Raw genomic sequence first — 20,358 nt, 5'->3', positions numbered from 1 at the left:
GGCGCCTCCTAGAGCCGCCCGAAGGCCCGCTCCGCCGCCGCCAGGGTCTGGCTGAGCGCCGCCTCATCGTGGGCAGTGGAGACGAAGCCGGCCTCGAACGCCGAGGGCGCCAGGTACACCCCTTCATCCAGCATGGCATGGAAGAAGCGCTTGAAACGCTCGGCGTCACAGGCCATGACCTGGGCAAAGCTCGTCACCGCCGGCTGGTCGGTGAAAAACAGACCAAACATGCTGCCCAGCTGGTTGACCACCACCGGCACATCGGCGGCGGCGGCCCGCTCCCGCAGCCCTTCGGCCAGTTGCGCGGTGCGCGCGCTCAAGGCTTCGAACACCCCCGGCGCGCTCAGCAGCTCCAGAGTACGCAGCCCCGCGGCCATGGCCACCGGGTTACCCGCCAGGGTGCCCGCCTGGTAGACCGGTCCCAGCGGGGCGAGTTGCGCCATGATCTCGCGCTTGCCACCAAAGGCGCCCACCGGCATGCCGCCGCCGATCACCTTGCCCAGGCAGCTCAGATCCGGCGTGATGCCGTAGTGGGCCTGGGCGCCGCCCAGGGCGACACGGAAGCCGCTCATTACCTCATCGAAGATCAGCACCGTGCCGTGGCGGTCGCACTGCTCGCGCAGGGCGGCGAGAAACGCCGCCTGCCCCGGCACGCAGTTCATGTTGCCGGCCACCGGCTCCACGATCACCGCGGCGATCTGCTCCGGGTAGTCGGCGAACACCTGCTCCAGCGCCGCCACATCGTTGTAGGGCAGCGTCAGGGTCTGCTCGGCCATGGCCGCCGGCACGCCGGGGGAGGTGGGCACGCCCAGGGTCAGCGCCCCGGAGCCGGCCTTCACCAGCAGGGAATCCGAGTGGCCGTGGTAACAGCCCTCGAACTTCACGATACGGTCGCGCCCGGTGTAACCCCGGGCCAGACGCAAGGCGCTCATGGTCGCCTCGGTGCCGGAGTTGACCATGCGCAGCAGCTCGATGGAGGGCATCAGCGCCTTGACCTGCTCCGCCATGCGAATCTCCACCTCGGTGGGCGCGCCGAAGCTCAGCCCGCGGGCGGCGGCCTCCTGTACCGCCGAGAGCACCTCGGGGTGGGCATGGCCCAGCACCAGAGGGCCCCAGGAGTTGACGTAATCGATGTAGCGTGCACCGTCGACATCGAACACCCAGGGACCTTCACCGCGCTCGATGAAAAGCGGATCGCCGCCCACGCCGTTGAAGGCGCGCACCGGTGAATTCACCCCGCCGACGATATGGGCCTGGGCCTGCTCGAACAATTCCTGGGACCGGGACATGTGCTGCTCCAGTGTTTGAAATGGATAGGGGATTCTAGCAAGGCTGGTTCCATGGTGGAGCCGGGGGATTCACCACAGCGACACAGAGGGCCCGGCGTTGCACCGAGAAAGCGGATGCGCGAAGTACAGGGACGCCGACAGAGGCTGCAAGTGCCCGGATGGATCCAGGCTCCGTGCGCGCTGTGTCTCTGTGGTTAAAAACGCCCGCTGAAGCACCGCACATAAGCCGCTGCCGCCGCGCCGGGGTGAGCCTGGGCGAAGATTCCCCGGATGACAGCCACGGCATCGGCGCCCGCCTCGAGCAGTGCCGGGGCGTTCTCCGGCGTGATGCCGCCGATGGCCACCAGGGGCAGGCGCAGCTCGGCGCGGGCGGCGCGTAACAAGGCCGGCTCGGCTCGGCGCGCCAGCGGCTTGGTGCCCGAGGGGAAGAAGGCGCCGAAGGCGGCGTAGTCCGCCCCCGCGGCCTGGGCGTCACGAGCACGCTGCAGATCGTTATAGCAGGAGATGCCAATCACGGCATTCGGCCCCAGACGCTTGCGGGCGGCGCTCAGCGCCGCATCCTGCTCACCCAGGTGCACGCCGTCCGCTCCCACTCGGGCCGCCAGCTCCACATCGTCATTGACCAGAAACAGCGCCCGGCCGCGGCTGAGCGCCCTCAGCCCCGCCGCCTGCTCCTCCCGCAAGGCGCTGTTCCCGCTCTTGTCGCGGTACTGCAGCACACGCGCCCCCGCATCCAGCACCTCCGCCACCGCCTCCAGCAAGCGCTCGGGGGGCTGGCAATCAGCGTCGGTGATGGCATACAGACCGCGGATGGGGTTGGTCGACATGGGCGCACACTCGGGCTTTCACGGGAACAGGGGACTGGGTAAAGTGTCGTCCCCTTCAGGCAGCGGTACAAGACCCGAACGTTATGGAATACAAGCAGTACATGTGTGTGATCTGCGGCTGGATCTACGACGAGGAGGCCGGTGTGCCCGAGGACGGCATCGCCCCCGGCACCCGCTGGGAGGACGTGCCGCCCACCTGGACCTGCCCCGAGTGCAGCGCGGGCAAGGACGATTTCGAGATGATCGAGATCTAGCTCAGATCAGCAACCAGCCCAGTACCCCGGCGCCCAGCAAACCGGCCGCGCCAAGCACGGGCCACAGCCAGGCGTTGGCGGCTGCGGCGGACTCGGGCTCGGGGGACTGGAAGCGGCTGCGGTCCACCCGCTCCGCGGCTGCGGGGCTTTCCGCCGATGGCGTGTGTGCGGGCTTCCTGGGTTGGGGGCGCTGAACGCTGAGCGCGGTTTTCTCCAGCGCTTCGGGGGCCGGCTCCGGTTCGGAGCGCTCGGACCGATCGACGACAGCGGCCTCCAGCCGCTGCACCTCGCCCATGGACTCATCCGCACCCATCATCAGGAATTCCTCGTTGAACTCCTCGTCCATCTCGCCCAGCGTGACCTTCGCCCAGGCGCCGTCCTGGTTGAGCTCGTTGTCTTTCGCCTTTTGCAGGGCTGGGCGCTGAGGCGCCGGATCTGCCGACCGGGCGTTTCCGAAAGCACCACTCAGACCGCCACCGAAACGCGGCGCCGGCGCGCCAGCCTTGAGCTCGGCCAGTTCCAGCTCGGCGGCGCGGCGGGCCGCGTCCACCTGCCGCAGGGCACGCTTTTGCGCCCGCAACAGCATCTTCAAGGCCGCGTCCTCGCCACCGCCACCGTCGCGCAAGCGCCGCTCCAATTCACGGCGCTGTTCCATTTCCTCGGCCAGAGCCAGCCGGTTGCGGGACAGCTCTCGCTCCAGGCGCTGGGTTTCCTCTTCGGCGTCCTGCCAGGCCGCCTGCACCGATTGCCGCAGCCGTTCCTGCTCGGCGGCGGCTTCACGGCGCAGATCCTCGGCCTGGGCCTGCAAGGCGCGCTCCAGCTCCGCGCAGCGCCGCTCGTTCGCCTCGGCCCGCTCCCGCGCCTCGCGCAGCTGGCCCTTGAGCGCCGCCAGCTCCTCCTCGGCCCGGCGGCGCTTGGCCACCTCCGCCGCCTGCAAGAGTGTATTCTGCTCCTGGAGCAGGCGCCGGCTGGCCTCCAGCTCACCGCGGAAATACAGCCCCTCTTCCTCCAGGCGCTGCCTGAGCTGCTCGTTCTCCGCCTTCAGCCGCTCGACTTCAGACATAACCGCTGCAGCGCAGATCCACGGCCAGATCACCGGCGTTCAAACGCTGAACCTCGGTGTCCACCCGGCCGTCGGCATGCAGCTCGAGCAGGCGCCAGCCGGGCGGCTGCTCGTCCAGCCCGAACTCATCCTGGCGGGGACGAAACTGTATGCAGGTGGAGGGCGTGGCCAGTAGACGCAAGCCGTCGCGGACCTCGTCGAAGGCCTGATGGACATGCCCCCAGAGCAGCACCCGCACCTGCGGGTGCCGCGCCAGCACCGCGAACAGCGCTTCCGCATTGGCGACACCGATGCTGTCTATCCAGCGACTGTCCATGGAAACCGGATGGTGATGCAGCGCGACCAGGGCATGACGGCGCGGGTCCGCACTCAAGGCCTCATCCAGGCGCCGCAGCTCGGCCTCGGCCAGGTGCCCGCCGCTCTCGCCGGCCACGGTGGAATCCAGCATCAGGAATTGCCAGTCGCCGAGGGCATGATGGGCGCAATAACTTACCGGCCCGGCACGGAACACCTGACGCATCGTGACCGGGGCATCGTGGTTGCCCGGCAGCACCAGGGTGGGCACGCCGAGCTGCTCGAAGCGGGCCTTCACGCGCCGGTAGCCGCTTTCGCTGCCGTCGTGCACCACATCCCCGGTGAGCAGCACCAGATCCACCGGCCAGCTGCGCTGCAGCGCCTCGTTGATCACCGCCTCGCAGGACTGCTCCGTGACCAGCCCGGCCAAACGGCCGCCCGGGTCGGCATACAGGTGCGTGTCGGTGATCTGCAGCACCCGCAGGGGCGCCCCCGCGCCGGAGTAGCTTGTCGCTGCTGTGGGCATGCTGGGTATCCTGTTCTTATTGAGCCCGACGTCGGCAGGCTGCATACAAATGTGACCGGCGGCAGGCAAGGCGATTTTCGGGCAGTATAGCGAAACAGCCCGCAAGGTCTGTACGGCCTGTCACAAAATGATTTCGAACCGAGGACACGCTCCGGGGAGCAAACACATGAGCAATCGAAGTTTTCAGCTCTCGGCGCCGTTATACGACTACCTGTGCGAAGTTTCCCTGCGGGAGGATGCACTTTTGCGCCGTCTGCGCGAGGAAACCGCGGAACTGCCCCTGGCGCGCATGCAGATATCCCCCGAGCAGGGCCAGTTCATGAGCCTGGTGGCCCGCCTGATGGGGGCACGCCGGGTGCTGGAGATCGGTGTCTTCACCGGCTACAGCAGCCTGTGCCTGGCCCGGGCTCTGCCGGCCGACGGTCGGCTGGTGGCCTGTGACCTCAGCGAGCAATGGACCAGCATCGCCCGGCGCTACTGGGAAGAGGCCGGGGTCGCCGAGCGCATCGATCTACGGCTGGGGCCGGCGCTGGAAACCCTGGAGGCGCTGGAGCAGGCCGGCGTTGAGGGCAGTTTCGACCTGTGTTTCATCGACGCGGACAAGAGCAATTACCTGAACTACTACGAGCACGCCCTGCGCCTGCTGCGTCCGGGCGGGCTGGTGATGATCGACAATGTGCTGTGGTACGGCCGGGTGGCCGACCCCCGGGACCAGGAGCCCACCACCCAGGCCATCCGCGAGGTGAACGCGGCGCTGCGGGATGACCGGCGGGTGGAGCTTTCCATGCTGCCGGTGGGCGACGGGCTGACCCTGGCGCGCAAGCTTTAGGCGCGGGCAGCGCGCAGGCATCCCATCCAAGGAGAGTACATGCATCGCAAGGGATTTTTCATGGCCTTGGGGCTGACGCTGCTGCTGGCCGGCTGCGCCAACACCCAGCCCGGGCCCCGGGCGGAATCACCCCAGCTGGCGCAGGGCCGCGCCGCCTTCATGGCGGAAGACTACGAACGGGCCGCGCCGCTGCTGCAGCAGGCGGCCATGAGCGGCAACCCGCAGGCGCAGTATGCGCTGGGCTATATGTACTTCTACGGGCTGGGAGTGAAACAGGACCGGACCCAGGCGCTGGCCCTGATTCGCGAGGCCGCGGCGGGCGGTGATCAGCGGGCCGTACAGGCGCTGGGCGAAATGGCCGCCAGCAAACCGTAGCTGCTCCTACAGGGTCTTGATGAACAGGCGGGCGTTGCGGCCGGCATCGTAGCGGGCCCGGCGCCCTTGCGGCACATCGTCCAGGCCCGCCGGCTCGAAGCCTCGCTCCTGAAACCAGTGCGCGGTGCGGGTGGTCAGCACCAGCAGACGGCGCAAGCCCGCCTCCCGGGCGAGCTTCTCCACCTGCGAGAGCAAGGCGTCACCCCGCCCGCCCCGGCGATAATCCGGGTGCACCGCGAAGCAGGCAAGCTCGCCCAGATCGGAGCCTTCCAGGGGCGAGAGCGCCGCGGAGCCGATGATCATCCCGTCGCGTTCGATCACCGTGAAACGCTCGATCTCGGTCTCCAGCAAGGCACGCGAACGCGGCACCAGCACGCCCTCACGCTCCAACGGGCGCACCAGCTCCAGCACACCCCCCACATCATCCGACTGAGCCTGGCGCAGGGTCTCGAACAAGCCGGCGCTGATCAGGCTGCCCACACCGTCGCGGGTGAAAAGCTCCAGCAGCAGCGCGCCGTCGATGCGACGCTCCAGCAGATGCACCCGGCCCACACCGCGCTCGCAGGCACGCACCGCACCGGCGAGCAGGCGATACACTTCCGGCTCCAGGTCCTCGCCTTGCGACAGCCGACTGCTTGCCTCGGCGGCGCTCAACTCCCGCAGCAGCTCACCCCGCTCGTCCACCAGCCGGCCATCTTCCAGCAGGAACAACAACTTGTCCGCGCCCAGCGCCTCGGCTACGGCGAAGGCCACATCCTCGGCGTAGAGGTTGAACACCTCGCCGGTGGGCGAGTAACCCAGCGGCGAGACCAGCACCACCGCCCCGGCGGCCAGCCGCTCGCGGATGGCGGCGGCGTCCACCCGGCGCACCTCGCCGGTGTGCCGGTAATCCACGCCATCGCGCACCCCCAGGGGGCGAGCCATGACGAAATTGCCCGAGGCCACCTGGACCCGGTAACCGGCCATGGGCGAATTGGCCACGCCCATGGAGAGCAGCGCCTCGGTCTCCACCCGCACGGTGCCCACGGCTTCCTTCACACAGGCCAGCGCGGCGTCGTCGGTGACCCGCAGGCCGTTCACGGTGTGCAGCTCCGCGCCCCGCTCCTTGAGGCGGCTCTCGATCTGGGGCCGCGCCCCGGGCACCAGCACCAGCTGCACGCCCAGGCTGTTGAGCAGGGCCAGGTCATGAATCAGATGGTCGAATTCCGGATCGGCCACCGCCTCGCCGCTGAAGCCCACCACGAAGGTGCGCCCCCGGTGGGCATTGATGTACGGGGAGCTGCGGCGAAACCAGCTGATGTAATCCTGCAGGTCGTTCACGTGCTCGTCTCCTCGGGGCGCAGACAGAAACGCTCGATCAGGCTACGCAACTGCGCCACGGTGGGCTCGATCCGGTCCAGTCGCAGGTACTCGTCGGGCTGATGGGCCTGCTCGATATCCCCCGGCCCCATGATCACCACATCCATGCCCAGCTCCCGGAAGAACGGCCCCTCGGTGCCGAAGGCCACCGCGCCGGCCTCGCTGCCGGTGAGCTGTTCGCAGGCCGCCACAATTGGTGCCGCCGCCGGGGTTTCCATGGCGGGCAAACCCGGGAACAAGGAGCGCACGCTCAGCCGCCCCATGCCCTCGCCGAGGCGCGCGCGCAGACGCTGGTCGAGCTCCTCGCGCAGGGCTTCCAACCCCATGCCGGGCAGCGGGCGCAGGTCGATGTGCAACTCGGCATGGCCGCAGATGCGGTTGGGGTTGTCGCCGGCGTGCAGATAGCCCAGGTTCAGGGTCGGCACAGGCACCTGGAACCGTGGGTCACGATAGCGGCCCTGCAACTCGCCGCGCCAGGCGCGGATCTCGTTGAGCACCTCGGTCATGGCCTCCAGGGCGTTGAGCCCCAGGGAGGGGTCGCTGGAATGCCCCGAGCGGCCCTCGATGCGCACGGCCTCCATCATCATGCCCTTGTGCATGCGCACCGGGCGCATGCCGGTGGGCTCGCCGATCACCGCGTGGCGCCCGTAATGCCGACCGGCGTCCAGCAGCGCCTTGGCGCCGGTCATGCCGCTTTCCTCATCGGCGGTGGCGAGGATCACCAGCGGGCGACGCATGTCCTCGGCCCGCAGCCCCCGGGCCGCCTCCAGCGCCAGCGCCAGAAAGCTCTTCATGTCCGAGGTGCCCAGGCCGTAGTAGCGGCCATCCCGCTCGCTCAGCCGGAAGGGGTCACTGGCCCAGAGTTCGCCGTCGAAGGGCACGGTGTCGGTATGGCCGGCGAGCACCAGCCCGCCCTCGCCTCGCCCCAAGGTGGCGATCAGATTGCTCTTGCCCGGCCCCTCCGGCACCGGCTGGATTTCCACCGCAAAGCCCAGCGCCTCGGCCCATTCCGCCAGCAATTCGGTGACCGCGTGATTGCCCTGATCCAGCGCCGGGTCCACGCTGCTCACCGAGGGCGTGGCGATCAGGGCTTCGAGCATGTGGCGAAGGTCCGGGGTGTTCATGGTGGGTTCCTCACCAAGGGGCATGATCGAACAAGGTTAAACCACAGAGGCACAGAGGGCACGGAGATACACAGAGGCGTGCGGTAATGACGTTCATGGCACATACGCAAAGCGCAGCCGCGATGAACATCATTCTCCCCTGTGTATCTCCGTGCCCTCTGTGCCTCTGTGGTTACATCTCCGCCCTACAGACCACTACTCCAGCTGGAGCGCTTCTTCCAGCGCAGGCGCGGCAGGATGAGCCCCAGGATCATGCCGCCGAACAACACCCCCGCGCCCACCAGGAACCAGTCCTGGCGGCTGCGATCGGTCAGGCGCTCGGTCTCGTTGACCAGGCCCTGGATTTCCCGCTGCAGGTCAACGATGCGCTTTTGCAGCTCCTGGTTCTCGTCGGCCAGGGTCAGGCCGCGGGAGGCGGTTTCCAGCCGGTCGCTCAATGCGCTGTTCTCGCCCTGCAGGGTGCTCACCTGCGCTTCCAGTTCGGCGGTGCGCTCCTGCTGGGCAAGCAGACGGCTGCGCAGGCTCTGGTCATCCTGCAGCAGCTCGTCCAGCCGCGCCTGGGCGCGCTGCAACCGGTCCCGGGCACTGGGCTGGCTCATCAGGTAACGCTCCAACACCCAGCCTTCCCGGCCCTGGGCGGTGCGCACACGGGCCCAGCCTGCCTGGCGCTCCATCACCTGCAGCCGGGTGCCGCTTTCCAGCATCTGGGTGATGCGATGCTGGTTGGTCGGCCCGCTGCGCAGCGTGATTTCCAGCTGATCGCTGACGTATTCGGCCAGCGCCGCCGGGGCCAGCAGCAGCGAGCAGAGGATCAATCCCTTTTTCAGCACCTTGTTCACTCCATTTATTACCTAGACCATTTGAGGCGAACGATTGTATAGGATGCCGGGACGGCGCAAAACGCGCGGCTTGCGCGGAAGCCGTGAAACACCGCACGATTCGGTGCATGCCCCCCCTGCCGCTGTAGGCGCGGCGTGAGTTTCGCCACCCGCCCGCTTGCGGGTACCATAGCGGCCCCTTTGCCCTTACCCACGGAGCGCCCATGAGCGAGCTAGCGGATCTTTGGCTCAAGCCCCACGAAGAGCGCCGTTTGCGCGCCGGCCACCTATGGGTGTTCGGCAACGAGGTGGACACCCGACGCTCACCGCTCAAGGCTTTCCAAGCCGGGCAGTCGGTGGTACTGCGCGAGGCCGGCGGCAAGGCGCTGGGCTGTGCCTACGTCAATCCGCAGTCGCTGATCTTCGCCCGGCTGGTCAGCCGCAGCGCCGAGCAGCCACTGAACCGCTCGCTGCTGGTGCACCGCATCAAGGTCGCCCTGTCCCTGCGCGAACGCCTCTACCCGCGCCCCTTCTACCGCCTGATCTACGGCGATAGCGACGGCTTGTCCGGGTTGATCATCGACCGTTTCGATGATGTCTGCGTGCTGCAGATCAACACCGCCGGCATGGAAGCGGTGCGCAACGAGATCGTCGAGGCACTGGAGCAGACCCTCGCACCGAGGCGCATCCTGCTGCGGGCGGACAACGCCATCCGTGAGCTGGAGGGCCTGGAGCAGTACGTGCAATGGGCCGGCGACGAGGGGCCGAGCGAGCTGGCGGTGGAAGAGAACGGCTGCCGCTTTCTCGTCCCCGCCACCGGGGGCCCCAAGACCGGCTGGTACTACGACCACCGGGCCAACCGGGCGCGCCTCGCGCCCTATGTGCGCGATCGCAAGGTGCTGGACGTGTTCAGCTACGTCGGTGGCTGGGGCATACAGGCACTGACCATGGGCGCGGCGGAAGCGATGTGCATCGACAACAACGAGCAGGCGCTGGACTTCGCCCAGCGCAACGCCGAGCTGAACGGCGTCGCCGAGCGCTTCGCCGCGCTGGAAGGCGATGCCGCCCAAGCGCTGAGAGCGCTCAAGCAGGACGGCCACCGCTTCGACACCGTGATCCTCGACCCGCCGGCCTACATCAAGCGGCGCAAGGACTACAAGGTGGGCCTCAAGGCCTACAGCCAGCTCAACCAACTGGCCATGCAATTGCTGGGCAAGGACGGCATGCTGATCAGCGCCTCCTCCTCGTCCCACCTGACCGAAGAGGACTTCCTCCAGGCCCTGCTAAAACCGGCCCGGCACCTGGATCGGCAGGCGCAGGTCGTGGAGACAGGGGGCCAGGCGGCGGACCATCCGATCAACCCGGCCATCCCCGAGACGCGCTACCTGAAAGCCGCTTTCTCGCGGGTACTGCTGGGAGGTGTTTAACCACAGAGGCGCAGAGGGCACAGAGACACACAGAGGAAGAGGCCTTCCTGCACGGAAAGACCAGCGCCGCATAGCAGCCAGATAGCGATACCAGGTCTTCGCGCCCAAGCCGATACTCGCATGGCCTCCTGCGTCTCTGTGCCTCTGTGGTGAAACCCTACACCGAAGGAACTCCAGAACCATGCTGCAATACCCCGCCATAGACCCGGTGGCCATCAACCTGGGGCCCCTGGCCGTGCACTGGTACGGGCTGATGTACGCGGTGGGCTTCGCCGCCGCCTGGTGGCTGGGGAGACTGCGGGCGCGCACGGCCCACAGCCCGGTGCGACCGGCGCAGATTGACGACCTGCTGTTCTACCTGGCGCTGGGGGCCGTGGTCGGCGGGCGGCTGGGCTATATCCTCTTCTACGATTTCAACAACTTCATTGCCAACCCGTTGATGTTGCTGCGCATCTGGGAAGGCGGGATGTCCTTCCACGGCGGGCTGCTGGGCGTCGTCGCCGCCGCCTGGCTGTTCCGGCGCAAGACCGGTGTGGGCTATCTGCGACTGATGGATTTCGTCGCCCCGCTGGTGCCCATCGGCCTGGGCGCGGGGCGCATCGGCAACTTCATCAACGGCGAACTCTGGGGCAAGCCCACCGATCTGCCCTGGGGGATGGTCTACCCGCCCCTGGGCGAACTGGCGCGCCATCCCTCACAGCTCTATCAGGCCTTCATGGAAGGCCTGCTGCTTTTCCTCATTCTCTGGGTCTTCTCCCGCAAGCCGCGCCCGGCGGGCAGCGTCGCCGGGCTGTTCCTCGCCGCCTACGGCCTGTTCCGCCTGCTCGCCGAATTCGCCCGCATGCCCGATGCCCATATCGGCTATCTGGCCTGGGGCTGGTTGACCATGGGGCAGCTGTTGTCGCTGCCGATGATTCTGGGCGGGCTGGGGTTGATGAGCTGGGCTTATCGTTCCCGGCAAGCGTCTTTTTGAACCACAGAGGCACAGAGGGCACAGAGATACATAGAGAGTTTTTGGGGCGGTGTATCCTGTCAGGCTGCTTCACTCCGTGAACCTCTGTGCCCTCTGTGCCTCTGTGGTGAACACTCGGACATGCAGCAATACCTCGACCTCGGGCGCCGAGCGCGCCAGCCTGCGCCTTATTCGTAGTGGCTCCACATGCGGAGCACTTTCACTACCCGTTCGTCATCAAGCACCTGATACACCAGCCGGTGCTGAATATTTATGCGACGTGAGCAGGCCCCCGCAAGGTCGCCGATCAGCCGCTCGAACGGCGGCGGCCTGCGGTAGGGGTCTTGCGCGATCAATGCCAGCAACTCCTGAGCTTTTGGCTTGAGGCCACTGGCGGCCAGCTTTTTCGCATCCTTCCGCGCTTGCCTGGTGTAGACCAACGTCCATGTCACCAGTCCAGCTCCTCGGCACAGCCCTCCACGGGGGCATCCATTCCTTCACGAATAGACTCCCGCATTCCCGGAACGGAGAGCAGGTAGAGCGTCTCCTGAATCGCGGACCAATCTTCCTCGGACACCAGAACGGCCTTGTTCCGTTTCCCCATGATAACGATCGGCTGGTGAGACTCGGCGGCCTGGTCGATCAAGCGATAAAGCCTGCTGCGCGCCTCGGTGGCTGTGATTCCGGTCATGACGCACCTCTGGATATGTTCAACCTTCAACAATTGTACGGGTTAACGTACGTACGTCAAGGCGTGCGCGATGCGATAGACCACGCCTGTCGGGCATTCGCGGCCAGGAGCCGCTCCTACAGGTGCCTGCCGTTATCACGGAGGGTAATTGGCAGGGGAATCCTGTTACGCTGCGTCACTCCGTGAACCTCTGTGTCTCTGTGGTGAATAGTCAGACATGCAGCAATACCTCGACCTCATGCGCCACGTACGCCAGCACGGTGTGCGCAAGGCGGATCGCACCGGCACCGGCACGCTGTCCGTGTTCGGCCATCAGATGCGCTTCGCTCTCGCCGACGGCTTCCCCCTGGTCACCACCAAGAAGATCCACCTGCGCTCGGTGATCCACGAGCTGCTGTGGTTCCTGCGTGGCGACAGCAACATCGCCTACCTTAAAGAGCATGGCGTTTCCATCTGGGACGAGTGGGCCGACGAACAGGGGGAGCTTGGCCCCGTCTACGGCGTGCAGTGGCGCTCCTGGCCCACCGCCGACGGGCGCCACATCGACCAGATCAGCCAGGTGCTGGAGCAGATCCGAAACACCCCGGACTCTCGCCGCATGCTGGTCAATGCCTGGAACGTGGCGGAGGTGGAGAACATGGCCCTGCCGCCCTGCCACACCCTGTTCCAGTTCTATGTCGCCGAGGGCAAGCTCTCCTGCCAGCTCTACCAGCGCAGCGCCGACATCTTCCTGGGCGTGCCCTTCAATATCGCCAGCTACGCCCTGCTCACCCATATGGTGGCCCAGGCCTGCGAGCTGGAGCCCGGCGATTTCATCCACACACTGGGGGACGCGCACCTGTATCTGAACCATCTGGAGCAGGCCGATCTGCAGCTGAGCCGCGGCCCCCTGCCGCTGCCCACCCTGCGTCTGAATCCGCAGGTAAAGGATCTATTCGCCTTTACCTATGAGGACATCAGTGTGGAGGGTTATGAGCACCATCCACACATCAAGGCGCCTGTAGCCGTGTAGCGCGTATCACGCCCGCCTTGGTGGGTTTTTACCGCAGAGGCGCAGAGGGCCGCAGAGAAAGACGATTGGATTGTTTTTACTCTGCGGCCCTCTGCGCCTCTGCGGTAACCCTTGAGCCAACAACGCCCAGGCCATACAAACGGGCAATCACCCACGCACGGCGCGCGACAGCAGTAAGGAGAAGCAACTGAATCATCCCCTCGGGCGATCACAGCACAACCTGGAACAGCAGGAACTCAACGAGCTGACAGAGCGCGTCATCGGCGCCGCCGTGGAAGTACACCGCACCCTCGGCCCGGGCCTGCTGGAGTCTGCATACGAAGCCGCGCTGTGCCGCGAGCTTCAGCTCCGCAACCTGAGCTTCCGCAGACAAGTGTCCCTCCCCGTACGCTACAAGGGCATCAGCCTCAACTGCGGTTATCGCATCGACATCCTGGTAGCCGAACGTCTGCCACTTGAACTAAAAGCGGTGACAGAACTCGCCGACATCCATCTCGCACAACTCCTGACCTACCTCCGCCACGGCGATTTCCGCCTGGGCCTTTTACTAAACTTCAACACCGTCAAAATCACCGCCGGCATCCGCCGCGTCGCCAACCGCTTTTAAACAAGGCCTCCCTCTGCGAAACTCTGCGCTCTCTGCGCCTCTGCGGTTAACCCCACCATGCCCAAACCCACCATCACCCTCATCGCCGCCGCCACCGAGAACAACGTCATCGGGCGCGACAACGCCATGCCCTGGCACCTGCCCGCGGACCTGGCGCATTTCAAGCGCCTCACCCAGGGCAAGCCGATCGTCATGGGGCGCAAGAATTACGAGTCCATCGGCCGCCCCCTGCCGGGTCGACACAACATCATCCTTACCCGCAACCCGGGATACAGCGCCGAAGGCTGCACAGTGGTGGACAGCCCGGAGGCCGCACTGGCAGAAGCCGGTGATGTAGCGGAAGTGATGATCATCGGAGGGGAGGAAATCTACCGCTTGTTCCTTGAGCAGGCCGACCAGGTGCACCTCACACGCATACACGCGCACATTGCTGGAGACACCCGCTTCCCGGCCTTGCTCGAGAACGAGTGGCGACTTGCGGCCAGCGAACACCGCCCAGCGGATCAAAGCAACGCGTATGACCTGGCCTTTCAAACTTATGAACGACACAGGCACAACATCTAAGCTCTTGCCTCACATCGCCGAACAGTGTATAGACACATAAACACCCAACGACGGAGTGCCCACATGAACACCACACGGTGGAACATCGCCGTCTCCGCAGACACCGACCAATCGCTGCGGATGTTCCTCGCCAGCCGCGGCGCTGGCCGCAAAGGTGACCTATCGCGCTTCATTGAAGAAGCGGTTAAAGCACACATGCTGGAGCTGAGCGCCGAAGCCGCCAAGGCCGACAACGCGGAACGAACCGAAGCAGAAATAACCGAGGCAGTTGACGAAGCCCTTGCCTGGGCCCGCAAACGCTGATGCGAGTCGTGCTGGACACCAACATCCTGTTCAGCGCGCTGATCTCTCCTCACGGCGCACCGGATGCGATTTATCGCGCCTGGCGCGCAGCACGCTTTGAAGTCGTCACATCGCGAATCCAGCTCGACGAAATTCGCCGAGCCAGCCGCTACCCCAAGCTCCAGGACATCCTTCAACCCGCCAAGGTAGGCGTGATGATCAACAACCTGCAGCGCGCCGTTGTACTGGAGCGTCTGACCATCGACATCGAAGCCGACGACCCGGACGACTCCTACCTATTGGCCATGGCCCTCCAGGGCGAAGCCGACTACCTTGTAACCGGCGACCACCGCGCGGGCCTACTACAAAGACGCCACATTGATCGCACACGCATAGTCACACCCGCCACCTTCTGTACCGAGACTCTATAACCTTCCTGACACTGCCCGACCAAACCTCGGCGCAGCCCTAAAGAAAACTCTGCGCCCTCTGCGCCTCTGCGGTTAAACCCAGTTGCAAAAACACAACAAGAAAATCGCACACAAGTGTTGATTTACCACACCGACTACGGTAGAAAGACCCACGTGGTTTAAATGCTACGAAGCCCTGAGAGTGTTGCAGACGCGCAACAGGGCCTGAAAACAGGCGGCTCGCCGTCGACCGGGCAAGGGCCCCGGGGTCTTCTGACCGAAGCCCATCCTGGGAAAACTTTTAAAAACCTTTCGAGGGGATCACTAATGAAAAAGATCACTTCCGCACTGGCGCTGGCCGCCCTGCTGGGCGTTCCCGCGGCTCAGGCCGAGGTCGACTTCGGCGGCGATTTCGACGTGCGCGGTTACAGCGTGCAGACCGGCGATTCTCCGCGTGAGCGCACGCAGGGCTACGACCAGCGCATCCGCGTGCGTGCCCACTTCAAGAACGACGACGGCATCCAGGTGCACACTCGTCTGGTGCTGAGCGATCGCAACTGGACCGGTGACGGCATTGCCGGCCCCGCCGGCCCGTACACCAACACCGGCCGTGACACCGTCTCCCTGGACTACGGTTTCGTGCAGATCCCGATGCTCGGCGGTATCGTTCGCGTGGGTCGCCAGGAAGCCAACTGGAACAACCACCTGCTGACCTCCGACGACCGTCGTGACCGTATCAGCTTCATCAAGCCGATGGGCGGCACCACCCTGGTGCTGCTGACCGACAAGCGCGTTGAAGGTGCTCTTGGCAACACTCAGGACGACGGCGACCTGTATGCCGCCGCCGCCGTTGGCTCCGCCGGCGGCCTCAGCTGGGGCGCCCTGCTGGCCTACTTTGACGGCCACGAAGACACGGCCTGGCTGCACGAAGTCATGGCATTCTCCCCCTGGGTCAGCGGCACCGTCGGCCCCGTCACCCTGACCGGTGGCTTCAACCTCCTGTGGGGCGGTGACAAGGGTCAGTTCTTCGGTGACACCCCCGGCTTCACCGACGACGGCAGCCTCAGCGCCTACCTGCGCGGCGCCCTGGACGTGGGCCCGGTCAAGGTGGAAGCTCAGTACGTCGGCACCCGTGACGGCGGCCTGGTTGGTGGCGGCTTCGACACCTTCTCCTCGCTGATCAACAACAGCCCGGACAACAACCAGTCCGCCACCAGCGTGTACGCCATTGGCGGCCTCGGCCAGGAAGACGTGGACCGCGACGTGATTGCCCTTCGCGTCACCGGCAACGTCACCGACAAGCTGAAGCTGGTTGGCGCCGTGGGCTACATCGACGTCGATAACGGCGCGGCCGGCGACGACAGCAGCGAGTTCGCGGACCTCCAGGCCCACTACCAGGTCGCTCCGTCCACCACCGTGTGGGCCACGGCCGGCATGCTCGGCGAGAACGACCAGATCGCCAATGCTGCTACTGAAGACGCCTATGCCTTCAGCGTGAACCTGAAGACCAACTTCTAAGTTAGTCGCAACAGGTTCCACAAGAAGAGGCGCTTCGGCGCCTCTTTTTTGTGCCCGATTCGGCTTTCTCGTACCCTATGCGCTTCATCACACACGCCCACGAGGTTGCCCGATGCGCCACCCCTTCAAGAGCGCGGCCAGCGCCCTGCTGATACTGCTGATCGCCGGCTGCGGCTCCAGCGGCCCGAATACGGAACTTGAAAGGCAGCAAGCCGGCAAGTCCGACACAAAAAACCCCTTTCTGCAATCCGAGGCCAGCTGGGACAACGACGAACCCGGCCTGTTCGACGACCTGTTCGGCAACCGCAAGCAGGAAGAGCAACTGGCGGAACAGACGTCCCGTATAGAGCAACTGGAGCGCGAGCTGATCCGCCGCGCCGCCGAAGGCAGCGCCCCCAGCCGTACACCTGAGCGAACCGCCGCGCTGGAGTTCACCGGTGTTCGCAACAAGGTAGGCGTCCTGCTGGGCGAGGAACTCGCCGGCTCGGCCTTGGGCGGCCAGATTGGCGCCGCGCTGGCCGGTGTTGCACCGGACTATCCTCTCTCCCTGGTCGGCCAGACCGAGCTTCAGCGCGCCCTGCGGGACGCCCGCTGCGGTGAGGCCAGCGTGGATTGCGCCCGCGCCCTGGCCCTCTACCCTGGCCTGCGGGTACTAAGCGTGGTGGAACTGGCGGAACGCGACGAGGATCGCCTGGTGCTGCGCATCCAGGAGATCGACACCGCCCTGGGTATCGACTACCCCGCCCACGCCGTGCATCTGCCCGTGGTAGACGCACAGGTGCCGCGACTGTCTCTGGAAGCCCTGGGTGACAAACTCCTGCTCAGCGCCCTGGAACGCTCCAGGATTGCCCCCTGGTTTACCCGCGCCTTTGCCGCCGAAGGTGAGGATTTCTACCTCGCGGCCGGCGCCGAGTCCGGCCTGAAGCCCGGGGACCGGCTGGCTGTGCGCGATGGCGGCAAGATCATCCGCTCCCCCTCGGGCAGTGTCGCCGCCTGGATGCCGGGCGCGCACAAGGGGGTGCTGGAGGTGGTGAGCCTCGCGGGTAATGATCTGGCCATCGCCCGTCTGGTGAGCGGCCAGGCACCGCGAGAGGATGATCCGATCACGCTGGCCGACTGATCCAGGACCTGTAGGAGCGGCTCTTGGCCGCGATTGCCTTTAGCGGGCGGGAATCGCGGCCATGAGCCGCTCCTACAGGGGGAAACCGGACACGAAAAAGGGGCCATCGGCCCCTTTTCTCTTATCCCGCCAGAAGCCGCCTCAGCGCTTCATCGAATCGAAGAACTCGCCGTTGGTCTTCGTATCCTTCAGCTTGTCCAGCAGGAACTCGATGGCCGCCAGCTCATCCATGGGGTGCAGCAGCTTGCGCAGGATCCACACTTTCTGCATCTCGTCCGGCTTCATCAGGAACTCTTCCCGACGGGTGCCGGAGCGGTTGATGTTGATGGCGGGATAAATCCGCTTCTCGGCAATGCGCCGATCCAGATGGATCTCCATATTGCCGGTGCCCTTGAACTCCTCGTAGATCACGTCATCCATGCGCGAGCCGGTCTCCACCAGGGCGGTGGCGATGATGCTCAGGCTGCCGCCTTCCTCGATGTTGCGCGCAGCGCCAAAGAAGCGCTTGGGTCGGTGCAGCGCGTTGGCGTCCACACCACCGGTGAGCACCTTGCCGGAGCTGGGCACCACGGTGTTGTAGGCGCGGGCCAGACGGGTGATGGAATCCAGCAGGATCACCACGTCCATCTTGTGCTCCACCAGGCGTTTAGCCTTCTCGATGACCATCTCGGCCACCTGCACATGGCGGCTCGCCGGCTCATCGAAGGTGGAGGACACCACCTCGCCACGCACCGTGCGCGCCATCTCGGTCACTTCCTCGGGCCGCTCGTCGATGAGCAGCACGATCAGATAGCACTCCGGGTTCTGGGCGGCGATGCTCTGGGCGATGTTCTGCAGCAGCATGGTCTTGCCCGCTTTCGGCGGGGAGACGATCAGGCCGCGCTGCCCCTTGCCGATGGGCGAGGCCAGGTCGATCACCCGGGCGGTGAGATCCTCGGTGCTGCCGTTGCCGCGCTCGAGCAACAGGCGCTCCTTGGCGAACAGCGGCGTGAGGTTCTCGAACAGCACCTTGTTCTTGGCGTTCTCGGGCTTCTCGAAGTTGATCTCGCTGACCTTGAGCAGGGCGAAGTAGCGCTCCCCCTCCTTGGGCGGGCGGATCTTGCCGGAGATGGTGTCCCCGGTGCGCAGCGAGAAGCGCCGGATCTGGCTGGGCGAGACGTAGATATCGTCCGGCCCGGCCAGGTACGAGCTGTCGGCGGAGCGCAGGAAGCCGAAGCCATCCTGCAGGATCTCCAACACCCCGTCGCCATAAATGTCCTCGCCCTTCTTGGCGTGCGCCTTGAGCAGGGAGAAGATCACGTCCTGTTTACGATTGCGCGCCATGCCCTCGATGCCGATGGCCTGCGCCATTTCGATCAATTCAGTGGCGGGCTTTTGCTTGAGTTCCGTCAGATTCATGGTTCGGGATGTTTTTCAGGGGATGGAGTGATTGGGGTCGGGAAGGAAACGGTCAAAAACCGACGGCCGCGCGAGGCGCGGCCGTCAGGGGAATTCACAGGTTGCTGTCCACGAAGGCTGAGAGCTGAGACTTGGACAGGGCGCCCACCTTGGTCGCCTCCACCGCGCCGGCCTTGAACAGCATCAGGGTCGGGATCCCGCGGATGCCGAACTTGGGCGGCGTCTCCGGGTTCTCGTCGATGTTCAGTTTCACCACCTTCAGCTTGTCACCGTACTGCTCGGCCACCTCGTCGAGGATGGGCGCGATCATCTTGCACGGTCCGCACCACTCGGCCCAGTAATCGACCAGAACGGGCTCGCTGCTGTTGATGACTTCGTCTTCGAACGTGGCGTCGGTGACGTGGACGATCTTGCCGCTCACGGTTGGCTGCCTCCAGGTATCGCTCAGGGTAATGCGGATCGGTGGTATTCGGGATTCGCTATGGGGGCGCCGGAGGGCCGAATCAAAGCAGGCTTCCGGCCCAGGCGGGACGCATGGCGCAACGATCACGCCACGGGTTTATCGCCAACCTTAGCGACCACATAGTGAAGTGTCAACGGAATTGAAAAGGGCTCTGGAGCGCCTGCTTGTTGCTGCGCTCCCGCGCCTTCATTAAGCTTGGGTCGCACAATAAAACAAAACGCCCCAGGCGACAAGACAACGCCCGCGCCGGGGGCACTGCGTGAGAAAGCCATTGTTGAGACTCGATGCCAGACCCAGCGCCGCTGCCCTGGACCGCACGGCGCGTTGGAGCGCCGTGGTGCTGGTGGCCCTGCTCGCCTGGAGCCTGGCCCGGCTGAGCTGGACCCTGCTGCCGGAACCCCGGCAGGTACCGCCACCCCCCGCGCCGCCAAGCACCGACGCCGCCCGCCAGGGGCCGGATTTCTCTCGCCTGCCGGCGCTGCATCTGTTCGGCCGCGCCGAGCGCGACACGGAAGCGCCCGCCGCGCGCACCATCGACGCCCCGGACACGCGCCTGGACCTGACCTTGCGCGGCATCCTCTACAACCCCAATCCTGATAAGGCACTCGCCATCATCGGCGCCGGTGGCGAGGAACAATTCTACGGGGTGGACGACGACGTGCCGGGCAATGCCGCGATCGAACAGATTCAGCCGGACCGGGTGATCCTGCGCCGCGAGGGTCGCTTCGAGACCCTGCGCCTGCCGCGCGAGACCCTGCCCGAGGGCAGCGCCGCCACCCGCGAGCGCCCCGCCACCCCGGACGCCGGCGCCTCCCAGCCCCAGGCCGGCGTGCTGGACAACTACCGCCGCGAGATTCTCGACAACCCCCAGAACATCACCCGCTACCTGCGCCCCGAGCCGGTGGTGGAAAACGGCCGGTTCCAGGGCTTTCGCATCAACCCCGGCCCGGACGCCTCGGTGCTGGAAGCCTCCGGGCTGCAGGCGGGGGATGTCGTCACCCACGTGGATGGCGTGGAACTGGATTCCATGGATCGCGGCTTCGAGATGATAGACACCATCGCCCAAGCCGACTCACTGCAACTGACCATACAACGCGACGGCCGGTCCCAGACCGTGCAAGTCCAGTTTCGGTAAGGAACAACAAGGCCGAGCCAT

General features: G+C 65.7%; 24 protein-coding genes. 13 read left to right on the top strand and 11 right to left on the bottom strand.

Going from position 1 to position 20,358, the window contains the following annotated elements:
- Positions 1–8: 8 nt before the first annotated feature.
- Both hemL and thiE read right to left on the bottom strand, forming a co-directional pair.
- On the bottom strand, positions 9–1,289 hold the full coding sequence (gene hemL, locus GBG68_RS10835) for a glutamate-1-semialdehyde 2,1-aminomutase (protein ID WP_152147185.1): 1,281 nt from the start codon (positions 1,287–1,289) through the stop codon (positions 9–11).
- 194 nt (positions 1,290–1,483) lie between these two features.
- Positions 1,484–2,116 carry a thiamine phosphate synthase gene (thiE, locus tag GBG68_RS10830; RefSeq protein WP_152147183.1) on the bottom strand — a complete coding sequence of 211 codons (633 nt, stop codon included), beginning with the start codon at positions 2,114–2,116 and terminating at the stop codon, positions 1,484–1,486.
- A gap of 83 nt (positions 2,117–2,199) precedes the next feature.
- Between thiE and GBG68_RS10825 the strand changes: the two genes are divergently transcribed.
- Positions 2,200–2,370 carry a rubredoxin gene (locus GBG68_RS10825; RefSeq protein ID WP_152147181.1) on the top strand — a complete coding sequence of 57 codons (171 nt, stop codon included), beginning with the start codon at positions 2,200–2,202 and terminating at the stop codon, positions 2,368–2,370.
- Between the two features lies 1 nt (position 2,371).
- Here the strand turns inward: GBG68_RS10825 and GBG68_RS10820 are convergent, their stop codons facing one another.
- Positions 2,372–3,433 carry a hypothetical protein gene (locus tag GBG68_RS10820; protein ID WP_152147179.1) on the bottom strand — a complete coding sequence of 354 codons (1,062 nt, stop codon included), beginning with the start codon at positions 3,431–3,433 and terminating at the stop codon, positions 2,372–2,374.
- Positions 3,426–4,253, bottom strand: a complete 828-nt coding sequence (gene cpdA, locus GBG68_RS10815) for a 3',5'-cyclic-AMP phosphodiesterase (protein ID WP_152147177.1) — start codon at positions 4,251–4,253, stop codon at positions 3,426–3,428. Before cpdA ends, GBG68_RS10820 begins: the two co-directional genes overlap by 8 nt.
- Positions 4,254–4,419: 166 nt before the next feature.
- Between cpdA and GBG68_RS10810 the strand changes: the two genes are divergently transcribed.
- Both GBG68_RS10810 and GBG68_RS10805 read left to right on the top strand, forming a co-directional pair.
- A complete protein-coding gene (locus GBG68_RS10810; RefSeq protein ID WP_152147175.1) occupies positions 4,420–5,082 on the top strand; it encodes an O-methyltransferase in 663 nt (220 codons plus the stop codon).
- 39 nt (positions 5,083–5,121) lie between these two features.
- Entirely contained in the window at positions 5,122–5,457 is a 336-nt protein-coding gene (locus GBG68_RS10805) for a tetratricopeptide repeat protein (protein WP_152147173.1), read from the top strand.
- Between the two features lie 6 nt (positions 5,458–5,463).
- On the opposite strand, the gene argA is transcribed toward GBG68_RS10805, so the two are convergent.
- From argA to GBG68_RS10790, 3 genes are all read right to left on the bottom strand, one after another.
- On the bottom strand, positions 5,464–6,777 hold the full coding sequence (argA, locus tag GBG68_RS10800) for an amino-acid N-acetyltransferase (RefSeq protein WP_152147171.1): 1,314 nt from the start codon (positions 6,775–6,777) through the stop codon (positions 5,464–5,466).
- The gene (gene argE, locus GBG68_RS10795) at positions 6,774–7,940 is read right to left on the bottom strand and encodes an acetylornithine deacetylase (RefSeq protein ID WP_152147169.1); all 1,167 of its coding nucleotides are present in this window, start codon (positions 7,938–7,940) and stop codon (positions 6,774–6,776) included. Before argE ends, argA begins: the two co-directional genes overlap by 4 nt.
- A gap of 185 nt (positions 7,941–8,125) precedes the next feature.
- Positions 8,126–8,779: a TIGR04211 family SH3 domain-containing protein gene (locus GBG68_RS10790; RefSeq protein ID WP_152765714.1), complete on the bottom strand. Its 654-nt coding sequence runs from the start codon at positions 8,777–8,779 to the stop codon at positions 8,126–8,128.
- A gap of 203 nt (positions 8,780–8,982) precedes the next feature.
- Here GBG68_RS10790 and GBG68_RS10785 point away from each other — a divergent pair, with 203 nt between their 5' ends.
- The gene (locus GBG68_RS10785) at positions 8,983–10,185 is read left to right on the top strand and encodes a class I SAM-dependent rRNA methyltransferase (protein ID WP_152147165.1); all 1,203 of its coding nucleotides are present in this window, start codon (positions 8,983–8,985) and stop codon (positions 10,183–10,185) included.
- 181 nt (positions 10,186–10,366) lie between these two features.
- A complete protein-coding gene (lgt, locus tag GBG68_RS10780) occupies positions 10,367–11,158 on the top strand; it encodes a prolipoprotein diacylglyceryl transferase (RefSeq protein ID WP_152147163.1) in 792 nt (263 codons plus the stop codon).
- 167 nt (positions 11,159–11,325) lie between these two features.
- Here the strand turns inward: lgt and GBG68_RS10775 are convergent, their stop codons facing one another.
- The gene (locus tag GBG68_RS10775) at positions 11,326–11,589 is read right to left on the bottom strand and encodes a Txe/YoeB family addiction module toxin (protein WP_152147161.1); all 264 of its coding nucleotides are present in this window, start codon (positions 11,587–11,589) and stop codon (positions 11,326–11,328) included.
- Positions 11,586–11,828: a type II toxin-antitoxin system Phd/YefM family antitoxin gene (locus GBG68_RS10770; protein ID WP_152147160.1), complete on the bottom strand. Its 243-nt coding sequence runs from the start codon at positions 11,826–11,828 to the stop codon at positions 11,586–11,588. The genes GBG68_RS10775 and GBG68_RS10770 overlap by 4 nt, the downstream gene beginning before the upstream one ends.
- Before the next feature lie 217 nt (positions 11,829–12,045).
- Between GBG68_RS10770 and GBG68_RS10765 the strand changes: the two genes are divergently transcribed.
- From GBG68_RS10765 to GBG68_RS10735, 7 genes are all read left to right on the top strand, one after another.
- Positions 12,046–12,840: a thymidylate synthase gene (locus GBG68_RS10765; RefSeq protein ID WP_152147158.1), complete on the top strand. Its 795-nt coding sequence runs from the start codon at positions 12,046–12,048 to the stop codon at positions 12,838–12,840.
- A gap of 220 nt (positions 12,841–13,060) precedes the next feature.
- The gene (locus GBG68_RS10760; RefSeq protein WP_152147156.1) at positions 13,061–13,447 is read left to right on the top strand and encodes a GxxExxY protein; all 387 of its coding nucleotides are present in this window, start codon (positions 13,061–13,063) and stop codon (positions 13,445–13,447) included.
- Between the two features lie 57 nt (positions 13,448–13,504).
- Positions 13,505–14,011: a type 3 dihydrofolate reductase gene (gene folA, locus GBG68_RS10755; protein WP_152147154.1), complete on the top strand. Its 507-nt coding sequence runs from the start codon at positions 13,505–13,507 to the stop codon at positions 14,009–14,011.
- A gap of 63 nt (positions 14,012–14,074) precedes the next feature.
- Positions 14,075–14,314 carry a ribbon-helix-helix domain-containing protein gene (locus GBG68_RS10750; RefSeq protein WP_152147152.1) on the top strand — a complete coding sequence of 80 codons (240 nt, stop codon included), beginning with the start codon at positions 14,075–14,077 and terminating at the stop codon, positions 14,312–14,314.
- Entirely contained in the window at positions 14,314–14,724 is a 411-nt protein-coding gene (locus tag GBG68_RS10745) for a putative toxin-antitoxin system toxin component, PIN family (RefSeq protein ID WP_152147150.1), read from the top strand. Before GBG68_RS10750 ends, GBG68_RS10745 begins: the two co-directional genes overlap by 1 nt.
- A 306-nt stretch (positions 14,725–15,030) precedes the next feature.
- Positions 15,031–16,221, top strand: a complete 1,191-nt coding sequence (locus GBG68_RS10740; RefSeq protein ID WP_152147148.1) for a hypothetical protein — start codon at positions 15,031–15,033, stop codon at positions 16,219–16,221.
- Between the two features lie 112 nt (positions 16,222–16,333).
- Positions 16,334–17,341, top strand: a complete 1,008-nt coding sequence (locus GBG68_RS10735; protein ID WP_152147146.1) for a hypothetical protein — start codon at positions 16,334–16,336, stop codon at positions 17,339–17,341.
- Positions 17,342–17,482: 141 nt separating this feature from the next.
- Here GBG68_RS10735 and rho read toward each other — a convergent pair whose 3' ends face one another.
- Positions 17,483–18,739 carry a transcription termination factor Rho gene (rho, locus tag GBG68_RS10730; protein ID WP_152147144.1) on the bottom strand — a complete coding sequence of 419 codons (1,257 nt, stop codon included), beginning with the start codon at positions 18,737–18,739 and terminating at the stop codon, positions 17,483–17,485.
- Between the two features lie 94 nt (positions 18,740–18,833).
- Positions 18,834–19,160, bottom strand: a complete 327-nt coding sequence (trxA, locus tag GBG68_RS10725; RefSeq protein WP_152147142.1) for a thioredoxin TrxA — start codon at positions 19,158–19,160, stop codon at positions 18,834–18,836.
- Positions 19,161–19,461: 301 nt separating this feature from the next.
- Between trxA and gspC the strand changes: the two genes are divergently transcribed.
- Entirely contained in the window at positions 19,462–20,337 is an 876-nt protein-coding gene (gene gspC, locus GBG68_RS10720; RefSeq protein ID WP_152147140.1) for a type II secretion system protein GspC, read from the top strand.
- The last annotated feature ends 21 nt before the right edge of the window (positions 20,338–20,358 follow it).

It is taken from the genome of Alkalilimnicola sp. S0819, from assembly GCF_009295635.1.
Lineage (GTDB): Bacteria > Pseudomonadota > Gammaproteobacteria > Nitrococcales > WHIW01 > S0819.
The sequence above is the reverse complement of the archived record's forward strand: the minus strand, read 5'-3'. Positions and strand labels throughout refer to the sequence as shown.

Excerpts from the sequence above, each read along its gene's own strand:
- hemL (WP_152147185.1), bottom strand. The coding sequence starts at position 1,289 with ATGTCCCGGTCCCAGGAATTGTTCGAGCAGGCCCAGGCCCATATCGTC.
- thiE (WP_152147183.1), bottom strand. The coding sequence starts at position 2,116 with ATGTCGACCAACCCCATCCGCGGTCTGTATGCCATCACCGACGCTGAT.
- GBG68_RS10825 (WP_152147181.1), top strand. The coding sequence starts at position 2,200 with ATGGAATACAAGCAGTACATGTGTGTGATCTGCGGCTGGATCTACGAC.
- GBG68_RS10820 (WP_152147179.1), bottom strand. The coding sequence starts at position 3,433 with ATGTCTGAAGTCGAGCGGCTGAAGGCGGAGAACGAGCAGCTCAGGCAG.
- cpdA (WP_152147177.1), bottom strand. The coding sequence starts at position 4,253 with ATGCCCACAGCAGCGACAAGCTACTCCGGCGCGGGGGCGCCCCTGCGG.
- GBG68_RS10810 (WP_152147175.1), top strand. The coding sequence starts at position 4,420 with ATGAGCAATCGAAGTTTTCAGCTCTCGGCGCCGTTATACGACTACCTG.
- GBG68_RS10805 (WP_152147173.1), top strand. The coding sequence starts at position 5,122 with ATGCATCGCAAGGGATTTTTCATGGCCTTGGGGCTGACGCTGCTGCTG.
- argE (WP_152147169.1), bottom strand. The coding sequence starts at position 7,940 with ATGAACACCCCGGACCTTCGCCACATGCTCGAAGCCCTGATCGCCACG.
- GBG68_RS10785 (WP_152147165.1), top strand. The coding sequence starts at position 8,983 with ATGAGCGAGCTAGCGGATCTTTGGCTCAAGCCCCACGAAGAGCGCCGT.
- lgt (WP_152147163.1), top strand. The coding sequence starts at position 10,367 with ATGCTGCAATACCCCGCCATAGACCCGGTGGCCATCAACCTGGGGCCC.
- GBG68_RS10770 (WP_152147160.1), bottom strand. The coding sequence starts at position 11,828 with ATGACCGGAATCACAGCCACCGAGGCGCGCAGCAGGCTTTATCGCTTG.
- GBG68_RS10765 (WP_152147158.1), top strand. The coding sequence starts at position 12,046 with ATGCAGCAATACCTCGACCTCATGCGCCACGTACGCCAGCACGGTGTG.
- folA (WP_152147154.1), top strand. The coding sequence starts at position 13,505 with ATGCCCAAACCCACCATCACCCTCATCGCCGCCGCCACCGAGAACAAC.
- GBG68_RS10750 (WP_152147152.1), top strand. The coding sequence starts at position 14,075 with ATGAACACCACACGGTGGAACATCGCCGTCTCCGCAGACACCGACCAA.
- GBG68_RS10745 (WP_152147150.1), top strand. The coding sequence starts at position 14,314 with ATGCGAGTCGTGCTGGACACCAACATCCTGTTCAGCGCGCTGATCTCT.
- GBG68_RS10740 (WP_152147148.1), top strand. The coding sequence starts at position 15,031 with ATGAAAAAGATCACTTCCGCACTGGCGCTGGCCGCCCTGCTGGGCGTT.
- GBG68_RS10735 (WP_152147146.1), top strand. The coding sequence starts at position 16,334 with ATGCGCCACCCCTTCAAGAGCGCGGCCAGCGCCCTGCTGATACTGCTG.
- rho (WP_152147144.1), bottom strand. The coding sequence starts at position 18,739 with ATGAATCTGACGGAACTCAAGCAAAAGCCCGCCACTGAATTGATCGAA.